This window comes from Nonomuraea cypriaca (assembly GCF_015645445.1).
Classification (GTDB): Bacteria; Actinomycetota; Actinomycetes; order Streptosporangiales; family Streptosporangiaceae; genus Nonomuraea; species Nonomuraea cypriaca.
In genome coordinates this window covers 31,287-48,334 of the sequence record NZ_JADOGI010000016.1, presented here as the reverse complement: position 1 = coordinate 48,334, position 17,048 = coordinate 31,287, and the positions used below count along the sequence as shown (strand labels likewise).

Here is a 17,048-nt window from a genome sequence, read left to right as displayed (position 1 = left end):
CGGCATGGTGATGGACCTGGAGTTACGGCTCAGCCGGCGGGCGGTGCTCCTGGCCGCTGGCGGGCTGCTCGTCGGTTGCTCCCGGCAGCCCGACGGCGACAAGGTGGACCTGCGACTGGCCACCGGGCCGGCGGGGGCGGTGTATCGCCGCATTGGCGGTTCGCTGGCCGAGCACATCTCCGAGCAGGTGCCCGGTGCCACGGTGAGCACCGTGCCGAGCAGGGCGTCCACCGACAACATCCGGATGCTGCGGGCCGGCGAGGTGCACCTTGGGCTGACGAGCATGGACGCGCTGATCACGACCGACGGCAGCGCGCCCGAGGGGCTCTCGGCGATCTGCCGGCTGTACGACAGTCATCTGCATCTCGTGGTCATGGGCGGTTCGGCGATCGACGAGTTCCGGGACCTCGCGGGCAAGCGCATATCCCTCGGTGCCCGTGACTCGGGTACGGAGTTCACGTCCCTGCGGGTTCTGGAGCTCGGCCTGGTGAACGCCGACGGTCTCTACCTCAGCCAGGCCGAATCGGCGGCGGCACTGCGTGACGGCGAGATCGACGCGATGTTCTCCCTGACCGGCGTCCCGACACCCGCCATCACGGAGTTGGCGCAGCGGCATCCGATCCGGCTGATCCCGTTGGACGCGCAGGCGGACGCGCTCTTCACGGCGTTCCCAGGTCCCTACGCTCCGGCCATGATCCCCGCGACCGCCTACGCCGGCGTCCGGGCCACCCGCACCGTCGCGGTGCCGAACGTGCTTCTCGTACGCAATGACCTGCCCGATGACCTGGTCCACGCCATCACCGACACGATCTTCACGCACACCGGCCCGATCACCTCCGCCGGCCGGGACGACGCGGAAGCCGTTCCAGAAGCGTGGCAGATCAACGTGCGTACCGGGATCTCCACCGCATCGATCCCGCTCCATCCGGGCGCTGCCGCCTGGTTCCGCGACCGCAAGCGCTGACCCGAGACAGCAACAGGCCCCGAGACAGCAACAGGTCCCGAGACAGCAACAGGCCAGCGAAACACAGCTACAAGCCGGCGAGGGAGGTCGGCGACGGGGCCCGGGGCATCAGACCGGGGACGGAGCCGGGGCGTCGGAGGACGAGGACACCCGCGGAGCGACCGGCAACGCGACCACCGCGGCGAATCCGTGCCCCGACCCGTCCGGCCGAGGGAGGCCCTCCTCCAGTCGCAGCTCGCCCCCTGCCGCCCCCACCAGATCGGCGCAGATGGCCAGTCCCAGGCCGGTCCCGGACACGTTCTGGTGCCGTGGCGACCGCCAGAACCGCCGTAACGCCTGCGCCCGCTCGGACGCGTCGATCCCCTGCCCGTCGTCACGGACAGCGATCGTGACCACGCCTCTGGCCGCGGAGGCACCCACCCCTCCGGCCGCGGAGGTGCTCACGCCAGCGGAGGTGCCCGCGCCGCCGGGGACGACCCGGGCGCTCACCTCCACGGCCCGCGCGTCCGACAGCCGTAACGCGTTGCTGATCAGCTCGTCCAGGATGCTGCCCAGTCCGCCCGTCGGCTCCAGCAACCGCAGCCCCGGCGGTACGTCGACCGCCAGCGTCTGCCCCGCCGTCGCCGTCAACGCCCGCCACCGGTCCACCCGGGTCGCCAGCACCGCGTCGAGATCCACCGGGGACGCCGTCCGTATGCTCTCCATCCGCGCACTGGCCTGCAGCGAGTTCAGCATCCGCTGCATCGCCTTCAGCTCGTCCACGGCGACGCCGTACACCTGCCGCCCGTTGCCCGCCGGGCGCAGATGCGGTTCCAGGCTCTCCACGGCGAGCCGGAGACTGGTCAGCGGATTGCGCAACTGATGGGACGCGTCGGACACGAACGCCCGTTGCCGCTGCACGGCGTTCTCGACCGCGTCCATCATGGTGTTGAACGACTCCGCCAGCCGCCGCAGCTCGACCGGGCCGGCCTCGGCATCGGCCCGGATCGTGAGGTCGCCCTGTGAGATCCGCGAGCTCGCCGCGTCCAGCTCCCGCACCGGCCGCAGCACCCACGCCGACACCGGCCAGGCGACGGCCACCAGCGCGATCAACGGCAGCAGCCCGAGCCCGGCGAGCTGGGCCCATCGCAGGAGGATGCGATTGCGCGTCTGCGACAGGTCGGAAATCGTCACGACGGCGCCGACGACCTCGCTGTCCCGGCCCACCGGCTCCGCGACCACGAGTGCGGAGTCGTCCCAGGGCGCCCATTCGCCGGACGGTTCCGGCCTCGCCCCGGCCAGCGCCGCGGTCACGATCCTGGACAACGCCGGCTCGGACCGCGCCGCCTCCTGGTACGCACCGGCCGGCCCGAGCAGCACCGTGCCCGACGTGTCGATCACCGCGACCGGGATGCCGTACAGCTCGTGGTAGCGCGCCAGCTCCTGGTGGAGCGCCTCGGTCCGCCCGGCTGACAGCGCGGTCTCGGCAAGCGACGCGAACCGGCCGACGTCGTTGAGCCGGTCGACGTACGTCTCCTGCATCTCCCGCTCGGCCACGGTGACGCTGAGCGGCACCCCGAGCGCCGCGACGAGCAGCACCGCGAGGGGCACCAGGACCACGAGCAGGCGACGGCGCACGGCGCGTCAGCCGATCAGCTCCGGCCGGTCGGCCAGGAGCCGATAGCCGACCCCGTGGATCGTGCGGATGACCACGGCCGGCCCGAGTTTGTGCCGCAACGCCGCGATGTGGGTGTCCAGGGTGCGACTGGAGGACTCCCAGGTCGCGCCCCAGATCTGGTCGAGGATGACGTCACGGCTCACCACGTTCGGCGCCCGCCTGGCCAGCAACAGGAGCAGCTCGAACTCCTTGCGGGTCAGCGTCACGGGCGTGTCGTCGACGGTGACCTCGCGGGTGCCGACGCCGATCCGCATCGGGCCGAGGACGAGCGGCTCGTCCGGGTGGCTCAGGGCGCGCGCCACGCGGGTGCGCCGCAGTACGGCGTCGATCCTGGCCAGCAGTTCAGGGATGCCGAACGGCTTCACGATGTAGTCGTCGGCGCCGGCGCGCAGGCCACGTACCCGCTCGTGCTCCTCAGAGCGTGCTGTCACGGCGATCACGGCGGTCTCCGGGCGGTCACGCAGCTTGCGGATCACGTCGAGCCCGTCGCCGTCGGGCAGGCCCAGGTCGACGAGGACCACATCGCTCGGGGCGGCACGCACGGCCTCCGCGGCGGTGGCGATGCGGTGAACCTCGAAGCCCGCTTGGGCCAGGACGGTCACCAGACCCCGCGCCACGCGGTCGTCATCCTCGATGATGGTGATCCGCATACCGGATTGTAAGGCCCGGATCGACGCCGGTGTTAGCCCTTTTCTTGGGATTTCTCTGACATTCGGCGTATTCCTTGGGATTCCTCTGACACCATTCACCTCCTTGTCAGCCGAGACTGAGGCCGCGCACTCACCGACAGATGCGCATGCGCTGAGGAGGAGGCCGCGACATGAGAACGACCAGCAGGTACCGTGCCGTCGCGCGGATGATCGTCGCGATCGGGGTGGTTTCGCTCGTCGCCGCCTGTTCCGGCAACGGGGGCGCCACCGGCGGAGGCGACACCGGAGGCTACCCGGACCAGAACATCACGTTCGTCGTGCCGTTCAGCGCGGGCGGCCCGACGGACACCGTCACACGCATGATCGCCGAGCCGATGGGCGCCAAGCTCGGCGCCCAGATCGTCGTCCAGAACGTCGAGGGCGCGGGCGGCACGGTCGGCGCCGGCGAGGTCGCGCGGGCCGAGCCCGACGGCTACACCGTGCTCATGCACCACATCGGCATGTCGACGGCACCCGCCCTGTACCAGGACCTGGGCTTCAAGCCGCTCGAGGACTTCGAGATGATCGGTCTCGTCACCGAGGTGCCGATGACGGTCGTCGCCCGCAAGGACTTCGAGCCCGCGACGCTCCAGGACCTCGTGACCTACGTGAAGGCGAACGCCGACAAGGTCACGCTGGCCAACGCCGGCATCGGCGCCGCGTCCCACCTGTGCGGCCTGCTGTTCCAGACCGCCGCCGGTGTCAAGCTCCAGGAGGTCCCGTACGAGGGCACCGGCCCCGCGCTGACCGACCTCGTCGGCGGCCAGGTCGACTTCATGTGCGACCAGACGACCAACACCAGCGGCCAGATCTCCGCGGGCGAGGTGAAGGCGTACGCGGTCACCACGCCGGAGCGGGTGAAGAGCCTGCCCGACGTGCCCACCGCGGCCGAGGCCGGGCTGCCCCAGCTCGAGGTCAGCGTGTGGCACGGTCTCTACGTCCCGAAGGGCACGCCGCAGGACGTCGTACAGAAGCTGACCGAGGCGCTGAAGGTGGCGCTGGCCGACCAGAAGGTCATCGACCAGATGGCCAAGCTCGGCACCGCGCCGGTCCCGGCCGGGGACGCGACCCCGCAGGTGCACCGGGCCAAGCTCGAAGAGCAGCTCGGCACCTGGTCGAAGGTCATCGCCGACGCGGGCGTCAAGGCCTCCTGAGGTGGAGCGCCGCCGTTCCTTTCCCGACGTACTCGCCGGGGGAGTCTTCATCCTGATCGGTGGCGGATTCGTGGCGGGGGCGCTCGGCTACGAGCTGGGCACCCCGCTGCGGATGGGCCCCGGCGCCTTCCCGCTGCTGGTCGGCGCGATCGTGGGCGCCTTGGGCCTGGCGATCGTCATCAAGGGACTCATCGTCGGCGAGGTGGTCTCGTTCGGGCCGATCCCCTGGCGTGCGGTCGCCGTCATCGTGCTCGCGGTCGTGTTCTTCGGATTCACCGTACGGGGGCTCGGATTCGTACCGACGTCGGCCGTGACCGCCCTGCTCACCACGCTGGCCAGCACGCGCGTACGGCCGCTCACGGCCGTGGCGGTGGCCGCCGGGCTGACCGTGGCCAGCACGCTCATCTTCGTCGTCGGACTTCAGCTGCGGATCCCGCTATGGGGCCCTTGGCTGGGATTCTGACGCGGCATCCGGATTGAGGCATGGAACTTCTCGACAACCTCGCGCTGGGCTTCTCGACAGCCCTCCTGATCCAGAACGTCCTCTACTGCTTCGTGGGAGTGCTGCTCGGGACGGCGGTCGGCGTGCTGCCCGGCATCGGGCCGACGGCGACGGTGGCGATGCTGCTGCCGATCACGTTCAGCTTCGAGCCGGTGACGGCGCTGATCATGCTGGCCGGCATCTATTACGGCGCACAGTACGGCGGCTCGACGACAGCCATCCTGATCAACCTGCCCGGTGAGTCGTCGGCGGCGGTCACCGCGTTGGACGGGCACGAGATGGCCAGGCAGGGCCGGGCCGGCGCGGCGCTCGCCGCCGCCGCGGTCGGATCCTTCATCGCGGGTACGGTGGCCACCGTCGCGCTGGCCGTCGCGGCCCCGCCGCTGGCCCGCGTCGCGTTGCAGTTCGGCCCGGCGGAATACTTCTCGCTGGTGCTGCTCGGCCTGATCGTGTCGATCGCGCTGGCACGTGGCTCGGCGCTCAAGGCCCTGGCGATGATCGCGCTCGGCGTCCTGCTCGGCACGGTCGGCCAGGACATCTACACGGGTACGCCCCGGTTCGTGTTCGGCCAGCGCGAGCTGTACGGCGGCATCGACTTCGTGTCGGTCGCCGTCGGCATGTTCGGGGTGGCCGAGATCCTCCGCAACCTGGAGAACGAGCAGACCCGTACGGCGGTCATCGGCAAGGTGAAGAACCTCTGGCCGACCCGCGAGGACCGGCGCAGGATCGTTGGGCCGATCCTGCGGGGTACCGGTCTCGGCGCCGCGCTCGGTGTCTTACCTGGCGGTGGTCACGTACTGGCCTCCTTCACCTCGTACGCCGTCGAGAAGCGGATCTCGAAGCGGCGGCAGGAGTTCGGGCACGGCGCGATCGAGGGCGTCGCAGGGCCCGAGTCGGCGAACAACGCCGCCGCGCAGACGTCGTTCATCCCGCTGCTCACCCTGGGTCTGCCCGCCCACCCGGTCATGGCACTGATGGTCGGCGCGTTCATCGTCCACGGCATAACCCCAGGCCCGAACGTCATCATCGACGAACCGGCGCTGTTCTGGGGCCTGATCGCGTCGATGTGGATCGGCAACGTGCTCCTCGTGCTGCTGAACCTGCCGCTGATCGGCTTGTGGGTACGCATGCTGCGCATTCCGTACCAGGTGTTGTTCCCGATGATCATCCTGTTCGCCGCGATCGGCACGTACTCCCTGTCGTTCAACGCGTACGACGTCTACGCGATCGTGTTCTTCGGGATCCTGGGCTACGTCCTGATCAAGTGCGGCTGCGAGCCGGCGCCGCTGCTGCTCGGCTTCGTACTCGGGCCCTTGCTCGAGGAGAACCTGCGGCGGGCGCTCATCATCCAGCGCGGCGACGCGTCGGTCTTCCTGACCCGGCCGATCTCCGCGGTGCTCCTGGCCCTGGCCGTGGCGGCGCTCGTCGTCGCCGTCCTCCCGATGATTCGCAGGCGCCGCGAGATCGTGTTCACCGAGGAGGAGTAGGACGTCGATCCCATGACTGATCACTTGCCGGGCTTGTAGCTCCGTTCGATATGGCCCTTGAGATCATCGGGATAGAAATAGACGGGCCGGAGGTCGCCGCTCGCGTAGCGTTCGGCCTGGTCGTTGAAGTGCGGCGAGTCGGGATGCCCGCTCGCGCCGCCCGCCGTCACGGCCCAGGCGCGCACCTTCGGCCCGAACTCCACGACCGCCACGAAGCTGTTGCCGCTGGTGCCGTAATAACGCTTCGTTCCCGGGTAACGCCTCGCTCCGAACGAGGCGAGGGAGCCCCATTGCGCGGAGGTGAAAGGCACCGGGCTGCTCGGCTTGGCGTCGTCGAACTTCTGGACGATCGCGCCGTCGTTGCGCTGAAAGCGGTTGATCTCGCTCCAGGGCACCTGCCAGCTGCCGAAATCCTGGGTCAGCCGCTCCGCCGCCTCTCCGAGCGTCGTGAGCCGCTGGGCATCGGTGGCGCGGTCGGCCATGTAATCCCACACCGACAGGCCCGCGTCCCTGGCCGGCTGGGCCGAGACCGCCCAGAGCGCCTCGCCCCAGAACACGGCCAGCGAAGTCGCGGTCGAATCCGCGGCCCACCGATGGTCCCAGTCCCGCAGCAGGCCGATCGGGCCGGCGAGCTCTTCCTTTTGCTGGTCACCCTCGGGCAGGTCGTCCCACGCCGAGACCAGTCCGGGCACGAGCCTGGCGAAGGCGGTGAGGTAGGGATCGAAGGCGGCCTCGATCAGCGTCTCCGGCGTGAAGTCGTTCCGCGCGCTCAGCACCCGGATCGCCTGCGGGCCGCGCGGGTTCTCGCCGGCCTGGTCGAAATAGCGCGCGTAGTCGCCGGCCTTGGGACTGTCCGGACCGGCCGCGGTCCAGGGCCAGTTGTTCGAGTTGAAGGCCCAGCCGTTCTTCGGATTCACCGCCTGCGGCAGGCTCGCGAGGCTGTGCAGCCCGCGCCAGTTGGTCGCAGGATCGCTGCCGTCGACGGGCCTGCGATAGTCGAAGCGATCATCGCGAAGCGGCATGAACTGCGGCATCAGGAAGGCGATCCCGCCCTTCGAGTCCGCGAACAGCGTGTTGTTCGAGCTGTTGGCCTTGAAGTCCGCCGTCTTGATGAAGTTCGCGTAATCCCGCGCCTTGGTGCGCAGGAAGCTCTGCTGCAGCGCCTCGAGCGGCTTGTTCATCAGAGCGAACGCGATCCACTTGCCGTCCGCCTCGCGCACGATCGGGCCGTGATGCGTGGCGAAGGTGGTGAAGGTACGCTGCGCCTGCCCGCCGTCCGCGGTGCGATAGGACAACGTGATCTTCTTCGTCGTCACCGGCCGGAGCTCGTTGCCGTAGCGGTAGGAACGGCTGCCGTTCGCCCCGGTCTCGATCGTCTCGGCGAACTCGTCGACGTTGTCTACGCCGCTCGACGTGTGCATCCAGCCCGCGTTCGCGTTGAAGCCCTGGTAGATGAAGAACTGCCCCCAGGTGGCCGCGCCATAGACGTTGAGCCCTTCGCCGCTCGTCACGTGCTGCTCGGAGCGGAAGAAGAAGCTGGTGTGCGGGTTGATCAGGAGCAGCGCATGGCCGTCGCGCGTGTGGCTCGGCGCGATCGCCATGCCGTTCGAGCCCTTGGGTTCGCGGAACAGCAGCTCGCGCTCCTCATCGGTCATCGGCAGCTCGCGGTCGCCGTAGAAGGCTTCGAGCTGGGTGAGCGGCACCCGTTCGATGTCGCCGCCGATGCTGCCCTCCGAGAAGCTCAGCGCCATCCACGGCTCGAAACGCTTGATCACGCGCGGGCGCACGTCGGGGTGCGTCGCGAGGTAATAGTTCAGGCCGTCCGCCCACGCCTGCATCAGCTCGCGCAACCAGCCCGGACTCTTCGCGTAGTCCTTCTTCAGCACCCCGGGGTCGATGAACAGCCGCTGGCGGAGGTCCTGCCAGATCGCACTCTCGCCGTCGGCCTCGGCGAGGCGGCCGAGGCTGACCAGATAGTTGTTCTCGATCCGGTTGAAGTCGTCCTCGGCCTGGGCGTAGATCATCCCGAACACCGCGTCGGCGTCGGTCCTGCCCACCACGTGGGGGATGCCCCAGTCATCGCGTGTGATCGTCACGTGCGCCGCCTGCTTGCGCCAGCGGGCGAGATCGGGCGCGGTACGCGTGGAATCGGCGGACGCGACGCCGGACACCGGCAGCCCCACCGCGACGGCCGCGGCTCCAGCGGCCAGTCCGGCTGCTCCGCCCAGAACGCGGCGTCGGCTCAGCCCTTCGCTCTGCGGGTGGTTCATGAGTTGGTCTGCCTTTCTCAAGGTCAAGGGGGTGCTGGGGGTCACACGACGGGTGCGGTGGTGGGGCGCGAACGCGGGGCACCGTGGCCCGGACATCGAGTGCGGGGGCTGCTACTGATCGCGCCGAGGCGGGGTTCACCACCGCCGTGCCTCGGGTCAACGTCCCCGGCCGTTCCCTGCCGGGCAGAAGGGGTCCTGGTGCCGGCCGCTCACGTGTCAGGGGGTGCTCGACGGGGTGACGCGGCCGGATGGCTGGTGGGTGGAGGAACGGCCGCCGTTCGGCCATGGGACGGCAACGATCATCACTGCCTCCCTGACGGCTCTGTGATCACCTGCACCAAAATGACTATCACTCGCTCGGGCGCGCGGCAATAGACATCGGAAGCCGGGTTGGCCATGATCTGTGCCGCAGGGCGGCGAACATACGGTGGCTAGGCTTCGCCCGCGCGGAGCACTTCGCTCAGCCGCCGGCGGCGCCGCAGCGCCGACTCGACGGGCACCACCACGGCGACCGCCGCCGGCAACACAACGGTCACCGGACCGAGCAGCCACCACGGCGTCACCAGGGCCGGGTCGGCAACCTGCCCGGTGAGCAGTCGCAGCGCGAGCGAGTCGAGCGTCAGGCGTGCGAGCAGCACCCCGAGCAACGGGCCGACCACAGCGACGACCGCCACCGGCGGCAGCAACTCCGCCGCGGCGACCCAGCGGGCGTCCCGCGGCCGCAGACCGAGGGTGCGCAGCCGGCTCAGGGTCTGCCACCGCTCCGGTGCGCTCGCGGCCGCGCCGAGAGCCAGCCCGAGCAGTCCCAGGGCCAGCAGGGTCGCGGCCGACGCCCACGCCAACCGCAGCAGCCCTGAGGTCAGCGGCGCCGTCCGGCGTGCCCGCAGCACGTCCGTGAGCAGCACGGTGTCCGCGCCGACGGCGTTCGCGGTGACCGCCCGCGCCGCTCCGGAGCCAGTCACCCACACCGTGTTGGGGACGGCGGGCATACCGGCGGCGGCGACGGTCGCGGCATCCACGAGGACGACGTCACCGGCGTCGCCGACGGCGGGTGCTGTACCGACGGTGGTGAGCTGGATGGCTGGGGCACCGTCCCGGAGCAGTTCCAGCCGCATGCCGGGCCGCAGGCCGCCGTCACTCGAGCGCACCAGCGCAGGGACGTCGCCGTGACCGGATGCCGCGAGCCGGGTGAGCGCCGGTGCGTCCGGCAGCGGTGTGGAGGCCAGCAGCCGCTGGAACGCGGAGGCGTCCACGATCACCAGGCGCGAAGTGACGATCAGCGAGTCGGCGACCACGCGCGCCCTGTCGCTCACCTGCGCGGCGACGGCCTGCCGAACTCCCGACGCGGCGGCGATGCGTCGGGCGAGCACGGGGGTGGAGGCCGCGGCGGCGGGGGAGACGTCGAGGCGGGCGTCCGCGCCGACGGTGTGCCACGCGCCGTCCGCCAGGCCCTGGCGGCTGGTGGCGTCGAGGGTGAGCGCGAACGACGCCAGTGCGACGGATGTCATGAGCACCAGGAGCGGCAGTACACGCGCGGACGTGGCGGCCGCCCGAGCTGTGCAGAACACCGCCAGCGGGCGGCGTGAGCGCAGAGCCTGTTTCAGCGCGAGGCGCGTCCCGGCGGGTAGCAGCCGCAGCAGGACGAGCGTGCCGGCGAGAACGCCGAGGGCGGGCGCGCTCGTGGGCAGCGCCGCGCCACCGTCCGGACCGGCCGCATCGCCGGAGGGGGCGGCCGGAAGAATCCCGCGCTGGTGCAGCGTGACGAGGGCGGCGACCGCAGCGATGAGAACTGCGGCCTCGAGGGTGGCGCGGCGCAGTTGGCCGGTACGGCGCGCCCAGCGGCGCGCGGTCCGGTTGGCGGGGACACGCCGGTCGCGGGTGGCACGGGCGGCGGCGAGCGTGCCGAACGCCGGGCCGGCGGCGGCAGCGGCAAGGACCACGGGGACCACCCACCCCCAGGAGGCGCCCGGGGCGACCGCGTGGGCCAGCGCGAGCCCGGCCGCGGCACCGGACAGCGCCACCCCGGCGGACTCGAGCAGCAGCTCGGCGCCCAGGTCAGGCAGGGCGGCCCCCCGTTGCCTGGCGGCGGCCAGCGTGGGGACGCGGCGGCGGGTCAACAGGTCGGCGGCGAGCAGCAGGACCAGGATCGCGGCTGCCAGGACGCCGGTGAGCAGGGCGGACGCCTGCGTGGACGCGGTGCTCACCTGCGATCGGACGTCCCGCAGCACGGCGTCGAGCTGCGTCTCCCACTTCAGGGAGCTGTCGAGGACGCCGGAGGAGCCGGAGGTCGCCTTGAGTGCGACCACGGTCTTGGCGATCGCCTGGGCGGAATCCCAGGTGAGCACGCCCGGGTTGGGGGCGAACCAGGTGGTGCGCTGCAGTTGGTCCTGGTCGAAGGCGAGCCGGGCGTCGGGAAGGGAGTCGGGTGACAGCAGTCCGGCGAACCGGGTGGTGCCGACGCCGTCCGCGCCTGAGACGGGATGCAGCAGCGAGGGGGCGAGCCGCCAGGCGGGATCGGCGCTGTCCGTCGCCCGGAAGATGCCGCTGACCTCGACCTTCGTGACGCGGCCCTGGTCGTCCTCGAGCGGGATGTCAGCGCCGGGACGCAGCTCGAGAGCGTCGGCGTCCGCTTCCGACAGGCCGACCTGCACCGGCCATGGCGGCCCTCCGTAGGGGACCTCGGTGTGACTGTCCGCCGCGGGGACGGCGGCCCTGGGCGGGCCGCCCGCGATCCAGGTCACGTGTGGCCCACGGCCGTGGTCGTTCGCGAGGTAGGTGAGCTGGAAGGTGCGCAGCACGCTGCCATCAGTGATCTTGAGTGCGGCGCTGGTGACGGTGGCGACGGGCGGATGCAGCGCGGCACGCAGGCTGGGGCCGAGCGCTTCCGCGGCCCTGTCACGGAAGTCGTCGACGTCCTCGGCGAGGCGGGGATGGCGTACGCGACCGCCGTTGGGCCCGTCGTCGTCCTCCCAGCGGGCGTGGACCGCGATGTCCGCGTCGCCGTTGGCGCGGCGGAACGCGTCTTGGACGGCGTCGTCGGCGGTCGCGCTCAGCAGCGGCGGTACGGCGCCGGCGAGCAGAGTGACGACCGCGACGACGGCGGCGACCAGCAACAGCGGCCCCGCGTCGGCGAGGGCGCGACCGCGGATGCTGGGCCAGTGCAGGACAGGCGGCCGCAGGGCGGTACGCCTGCTCACGATGCCACCCGCAGGTGCGCGACATCGGCGCGGCGGGCCTGGACGGTGACCACGGCGGTCACCGCAAGCGTGCAACCGGCCAGCACCAGCGCGAAGAAGGCGGCCTCGGCGGCCCACGGCCAGCTGGGCAGGGCGGCAGGGACAGGCGCGGCACCGATGTCGGAGCGGACGAGCAGGGGCGCGAGGACGCTGGTGGCGAGCGCGCCGACGACGGCGCCTGCCGCGAGCAGGGGCAGCAGGACGCCGACGTGCTGGCCGAGCAGCACGATATGGATCTCGCGCCGTAACATCCCCATGCCCCGCAGCCGCGCCACGTCGAGGGCGCGGACCTGCAGGTCGCAGGTCACATGCAGGACGACACCGGCGAGCAGGAGCAGGGCCGAGGCGGGGACGAGGAGCCGGAGCGCGGACGGCAGCCCGGCGCGCAGGGGGCCGCCGGTGAGGCGGTCCGTCTCGGCGGCGCGAGTGGTGACGGTGCCGAGGTGGAGTGCGGTGGCGCGCGCGGCGGCGTCGCCGTGGGCCGGCTGACCGACCCACCAGGCGTCCACAGGAAAGTTCAGGTCGCCGCTGACGACGAGGGCGCGGGAGAGGGCGTCCAGGTCGGCCAGGACGGCGGCGGCGCCGGGGGCGGACGGGACGGTGGGCAGCACCTCGCTGACGCTGATCGGGACGGGCGTGGTGCCGACGGTGAGGCTGAGCCGGGAGCCGCGCTGGGCGCCGACCTCGTCGGCGAAGCGGGTGGAGACGGCGACGGGTATCGGCCCGGGGGCGGGGAAGGCGGTGGCGACGAGGTTTCTGGCGGCGTCCGGGGGGCCCTTGAGCTTGACGGTCGTCCTCATCCTCAGCTGGGTGCCCGTGGGGGTGCTGGCAAGGGCGACGGCCGGATCGACGAGTTGCCCGGGGGCGGGCGCGGCGGAGGTGGCGGTCCAGGTCGACCCGAGCGCCGTACCAGCGGAGGCAGGAGCTCTCGGCACCGTGAGTGTGACGGCGACGCGGCTGTCGCCGGCGTCGGTCGCAGGCCCGGCGAAGGCATCGGAGGAGCCGATGCCGACATCCCCCGGTGCGGTCACGTCGGTCGCGACGGGGAGGGAGACCGCGACCAGTCGCAGCCCTTCGGCCGTCGCGCAGGCCGGCAGCGGGTGCGCCTTGCCATCGAGCAGGACGGGGGCGCCGCCGCAGGACGTCCGCAGGCCCGTGACGTCCTGCAGCAGCAACCGGGGTGTCACGGTGAGCGGGGTCGTGCCGGTCGCCGTCCCCGTCAGGGTGAGTGCGGCGCCGACCGGGACGGCGACGCCGGTGGCGGGGGTGGGCGGCGCGAGGGCGGCGCCCACGTCCGTCCAGCTGCGGCCACCGTTCAGCCGTCCGCGCAGCAGGGCTTCGGCGCGGGTGGTGTCGACGGCGACCAGCCGCGGCGCGGTGCCGGCGCTGCCGAGCCACTGCCCGACCGCGATACCACGGTCGGTCGCCGGGCTTACCGGTCCGCCGGTGGCCGCGCTGACGGCCGCGCCCTGCCCGGCGACCGGCGGGGAGGTAAGGGTGAGAGCGAGGTCCGTGCCGACAAGCAGGTCTGCCTGGTCGCGCTGCGAGCGCTGCCACGTGGCGTCGAAGGCGATCCCGAACGTGCCGGCCGCGCATGCCAGGCCGATCAGCAAGCCCGCGGCGACCGCTTGCGGGCGGCGGGCGGCTTCGAACGCGGCCAGCGGGAGCACCAGCCCGTGGGCGCGGCGAGCCAGCCGGTCGGCGCCGCGCAGCGCGGGGAGCACCAGGCGCAGCGCCAGCGCGGAGCCCGCGGTGAGTAACAGCGCGGGAGCGAGCACGCGAACGGCGTCGGCGCGGAAGCCGGCTCCGGTGGGCTGGGCGTGCAGCTGCCACCAGCCGACGACGGCGAACGCCACGAGCAGCAGGTCGGCACCGGAACGGGCCAGCAGCTCGCGCCGGTGGCGACGGGCGGCGACCGCCGGGGCGGGCCGTACCGCGAGGACGACGAGCACCGCCGCGAGCGCCAGCGCGCCGCCGGCGATGGCGAGCACCTGGACACTGGTCACGCCCGGAAGAGTGGCGAGCCCGGCGCCCGCCATGGGCGACAGATGGGTCAGACCGGCGTGCAGGGCGGACGAGGCAGGGATGGCGAGCGCGGCGGCGAAGACGGCGAGTGTGCAGGCCTCGACGGTCGCGGCGGCGGCGAGTTGGCCGCGGCTGACGCCCAGAGCGGACAGCAGGGCGGTCTCGGTGGCGCGCACGCCGGCGGTGAGCCGCCCTGCGAGAGCGAGGGCGGTCGCGGTCAGGACACTGCCGGTGACGGCGACGGCGAGCACAGTGGCGGTGGTGACCTGCTGCTGGCCGTGGGCGGCCTGCATGGTCAGCGGCAACTGGGAGGCGACGCGTTCGATCCCTACCCGGTCGCCGAGGGTGCGCGCCAGTCGACGGTCGGCGCCGAGCACGGTCTCCGCGACGGCGTCGAGATCGCGGAGGGTGGAGGCGGACAGGTCAGGATGGGCGGTGATCTCCAGCCGGTCGATGGCGAAGCCACCGGCGAGCAGGTCGGCGAGGTCGACGATGAACGGCCCGTATGCGTGGACCGGCCGAACGGAGCGGCCGTCGCGATAGGCGAGGTCGTAGCCGGCGGCGCCGAGGGGCTCGCGGTCCCAGCCGCTGTCCGGCAGTGGGCGTACGACGCCGACGACGGTTACGTCGACCGCAGGGGCGGGGTCGACGGACAGCTCCGGGCCGAGGCGTACGCTGCTGCCGAGGGCGAGGCCGAGCACCTGCGCTGTGGACTCGAGCACGACCGCCTCCAGCGGCGCCGCGGGGCGCGCGGCGCCGGCCGCGGCCCGTGGCCAGCGTCCCGTGGTCAACTGGGCGCGGGCCGGCAGATTCTCCGCACCGGACAGGTAGGCCTCAGCCGGTACGCCGTCCCTCCCGGCACGCGTCGGCGGCAGCGACCGCATCTCTGACGATGCGCGTGCGGCCGTCGTCGCGGGTAACGGAGCGAGCGCCGAGGTCAGCACGCCGCGGGTGTCGTCGGCGACGGATCGCGCGTGCGGGCCCCGGACGGTGACGGTGTAGGCCGTGACGTCGACGTCGCCGGGGTCGGCGCGAGACACGGCGGTCTCCAGCGCCTGCTCGGCGGTGCGGGTGATGAGAAGGGCGCAGGTGCCCAGCAGGGTGGAGCCGATCACGACGACCGTCAGGAGGGCTGCCAGCAGTGGCCACTGCGCGCGGGCGCGGCGGGCGAGCAACCTCAGCATGGGCCGTTCCGGACGATCAAGAGGTTTCCTGCCCGTCGATCCGCCCGTCGCTGATCCGGATGGCTCGGTCCGCCAGCGCGATCATCACCGGGTCGTGCGTGGATACCAGCACTGTGACGCCCTCGGACTCCACCACTCCGCGCAGCAGTGCCATCACCGACAGGCCCGTCTCGGCGTCCAACTGCCCAGTCGGCTCGTCGGCGATCAGCAGCCGGGGGGAGGCGGCCAAGGCCCGGGCGATCGCCACCCGCTGCTGCTGACCGCCGGACAGCTCGCCCGGACGCTGCGGGGCGTGGTCGGCCAGGCCCACCAGCTCCAGCAACAGTTCGACACGGCGCTCGCGCTCTTTCGACGGGACGCGAGCCAGCCGTAACGGAGCGCCGACGTTCTCCGCGGCCGACAGCACCGGAATCAGCCCGAACGTCTGGAACACGTAGGCGACCTTTTCGCGCCGCAGTCGGGACATACCGTCCTCGTCGAGGGCGCTGACGTCGGTGCCGTCGACGAGGACAGTGCCGGAGTCCGGGCGGTCCAGGCCGCCGACGATGTTGAGCAGGGTGGTCTTGCCGGAGCCGGACCGGCCGACGAGGGCGACCATGGTGCCGGCGGCGACGTCGAACGACACGTCCCGCAAAGCGTGGACGGCGGTGGGCCCGGTACCGAAGCGCCGGTGGACGCCGCGCACGGTGAGCAGCGGCCCCACGGCTGGACCGGCACTCATGCGTGCCCGTCGAGGTCGGAGCGGATCGCAATGTGGTCGGCCTCCAGCGCCAGCCGGACCCGCCTGGTCAGCGCCAGCGCGTCGCGGTAGTCGCGCGGCACCTGGACCCGCCCGGCACGATCCATCACGGCGTACTCCTCGGCGATCACGTGCATGTCGCCGTCAGCGCTGGTGGCGGTGCGGCGTAACACCTCGCTGCTGGTACGCCCGTCGCGGATCGCCACGGTTCGCTCGACCTGGCCGCTGACCTCAGGGTCGTGGGTCACGATGACGACGGTGACACCGAACTGCCGGTTGACGTTCCGCATCGCCGAGAAGATCTCCGCGGAGGTGGCGGTATCAAGCTCGCCGGTCGGCTCGTCGGCCAGCAGGACGCGGGGCTTGTTGGCGAGGGCCACCGCGATGGCGACCCGCATCTGCTGGCCGCCGGACAACTGCGCGGGACGCCGATCGGCGCAGTCGGCGACGCCGAGGACGTCCAGCAACTCGGCGGCGCGGGCGTGGCGGGTGCGGGCCGGTGCGCGGGCCGCCGTCATCGGCAGGTCGATCATCTGCCGCGCGGTCAAGTACGGCACGAGGTTGCCGGCCGTCTGTTGCCGGACGAAGCCGACGGTGTGCCGCCGGTAGTGCACGCGGTCGGCACGAGACATCGCCAGCAGGTTCCACCGGTCGACGCGCGCCCGACCGGCGGTGGGGGCGTCGATCCCGGCGAGGATGGACAGCAACGTCGACTTGCCGGACCCGGACGCCCCGACCACGGCGACCATCTCGCCGCCATCGACGACCAAGTCCAGCCCCTGCAGCGCCTGTACCTCGATCGATTCTGACTGGTAGATCCGCACCAGGCTCTCGCAGACGATCAGCGCGTCCCGCCCGAACTCCGGCGCCCTTTGAGGCGGCTGCGGCAGGGACAGCGGCGTGATGGACATGCGCCTCCTCTGGTCCAGCGTCGCGCTGACCTCGGGCCAGACTCTATAGTCCGATGCGCCGACGCCGACACCCCCCGAACAGGCTCTGGTGATGATCACCCTCTTCGCGGTCCCAGGGCGCCGCACCCGGGCGTTCGGCCTGGAAGGCGCTTACGTCGCACAGGTCGTCACCGGAGGTCGTCGAGGTCGCCGACCCTTTTTCTGAGCAGGCGAGCGTCCTTCCCGGGCAG

The 17,048-nt window shown here is 72.0% G+C and carries 11 protein-coding genes; 4 read left to right on the top strand and 7 right to left on the bottom strand.

Annotation, left to right across the window (positions count from 1 at the left end):
* The first annotated feature begins 4 nt into the window (after positions 1-4).
* Positions 5-964, top strand: coding sequence for a TAXI family TRAP transporter solute-binding subunit (locus ITP53_RS07830; RefSeq protein WP_236050557.1), 960 nt, complete (start codon positions 5-7; stop codon positions 962-964).
* 108 nt (positions 965-1,072) lie between these two features.
* Here the strand turns inward: ITP53_RS07830 and ITP53_RS07825 are convergent, their stop codons facing one another.
* Both ITP53_RS07825 and ITP53_RS07820 read right to left on the bottom strand, forming a co-directional pair.
* Positions 1,073-2,581: a HAMP domain-containing sensor histidine kinase gene (locus ITP53_RS07825; RefSeq protein ID WP_195894627.1), complete on the bottom strand. Its 1,509-nt coding sequence runs from the start codon at positions 2,579-2,581 to the stop codon at positions 1,073-1,075.
* Between the two features lie 6 nt (positions 2,582-2,587).
* A complete protein-coding gene (locus ITP53_RS07820; RefSeq protein WP_195894626.1) occupies positions 2,588-3,271 on the bottom strand; it encodes a response regulator transcription factor in 684 nt (227 codons plus the stop codon).
* A gap of 170 nt (positions 3,272-3,441) precedes the next feature.
* On the opposite strand from ITP53_RS07820, the gene ITP53_RS07815 reads away from it, so the two are divergent.
* From ITP53_RS07815 to ITP53_RS07805, 3 genes are read left to right on the top strand one after another with little or no spacing between them, the layout of a single operon-like run.
* Entirely contained in the window at positions 3,442-4,464 is a 1,023-nt protein-coding gene (locus ITP53_RS07815) for a tripartite tricarboxylate transporter substrate-binding protein (RefSeq protein ID WP_195894625.1), read from the top strand.
* A gap of 1 nt (position 4,465) precedes the next feature.
* Positions 4,466-4,927 (top strand): tripartite tricarboxylate transporter TctB family protein, encoded by a 462-nt coding sequence (locus ITP53_RS07810; protein ID WP_195894624.1) that lies wholly within the window; start codon positions 4,466-4,468, stop codon positions 4,925-4,927.
* Positions 4,928-4,947: 20 nt separating this feature from the next.
* Entirely contained in the window at positions 4,948-6,453 is a 1,506-nt protein-coding gene (locus tag ITP53_RS07805; RefSeq protein WP_195894623.1) for a tripartite tricarboxylate transporter permease, read from the top strand.
* 20 nt (positions 6,454-6,473) lie between these two features.
* Here ITP53_RS07805 and ITP53_RS07800 read toward each other — a convergent pair whose 3' ends face one another.
* From ITP53_RS07800 to ITP53_RS07780, 5 genes are all read right to left on the bottom strand, one after another.
* Positions 6,474-8,636 (bottom strand): penicillin acylase family protein, encoded by a 2,163-nt coding sequence (locus tag ITP53_RS07800; protein ID WP_328814287.1) that lies wholly within the window; start codon positions 8,634-8,636, stop codon positions 6,474-6,476.
* Between the two features lie 518 nt (positions 8,637-9,154).
* Positions 9,155-11,920, bottom strand: a complete 2,766-nt coding sequence (locus ITP53_RS07795) for an FtsX-like permease family protein (RefSeq protein ID WP_207755637.1) — start codon at positions 11,918-11,920, stop codon at positions 9,155-9,157.
* A complete protein-coding gene (locus ITP53_RS07790; protein ID WP_195894622.1) occupies positions 11,917-15,168 on the bottom strand; it encodes a permease in 3,252 nt (1,083 codons plus the stop codon). Before ITP53_RS07790 ends, ITP53_RS07795 begins: the two co-directional genes overlap by 4 nt.
* 16 nt (positions 15,169-15,184) lie before the next feature.
* Positions 15,185-15,889 (bottom strand): ABC transporter ATP-binding protein, encoded by a 705-nt coding sequence (locus ITP53_RS07785; RefSeq protein ID WP_195894621.1) that lies wholly within the window; start codon positions 15,887-15,889, stop codon positions 15,185-15,187.
* Positions 15,886-16,818, bottom strand: coding sequence for an ABC transporter ATP-binding protein (locus tag ITP53_RS07780; protein WP_195894620.1), 933 nt, complete (start codon positions 16,816-16,818; stop codon positions 15,886-15,888). The genes ITP53_RS07785 and ITP53_RS07780 overlap by 4 nt, the downstream gene beginning before the upstream one ends.
* Positions 16,819-17,048: the final 230 nt, after the last annotated feature.

Excerpts from the sequence above, each read along its gene's own strand:
- ITP53_RS07820 (WP_195894626.1), bottom strand. The coding sequence starts at position 3,271 with ATGCGGATCACCATCATCGAGGATGACGACCGCGTGGCGCGGGGTCTG.
- ITP53_RS07780 (WP_195894620.1), bottom strand. The coding sequence starts at position 16,818 with ATGTCCATCACGCCGCTGTCCCTGCCGCAGCCGCCTCAAAGGGCGCCG.
- ITP53_RS07785 (WP_195894621.1), bottom strand. The coding sequence starts at position 15,889 with ATGAGTGCCGGTCCAGCCGTGGGGCCGCTGCTCACCGTGCGCGGCGTC.
- ITP53_RS07815 (WP_195894625.1), top strand. The coding sequence starts at position 3,442 with ATGAGAACGACCAGCAGGTACCGTGCCGTCGCGCGGATGATCGTCGCG.
- ITP53_RS07830 (WP_236050557.1), top strand. The coding sequence starts at position 5 with ATGGTGATGGACCTGGAGTTACGGCTCAGCCGGCGGGCGGTGCTCCTG.
- ITP53_RS07805 (WP_195894623.1), top strand. The coding sequence starts at position 4,948 with ATGGAACTTCTCGACAACCTCGCGCTGGGCTTCTCGACAGCCCTCCTG.
- ITP53_RS07790 (WP_195894622.1), bottom strand. The coding sequence starts at position 15,168 with ATGCTGAGGTTGCTCGCCCGCCGCGCCCGCGCGCAGTGGCCACTGCTG.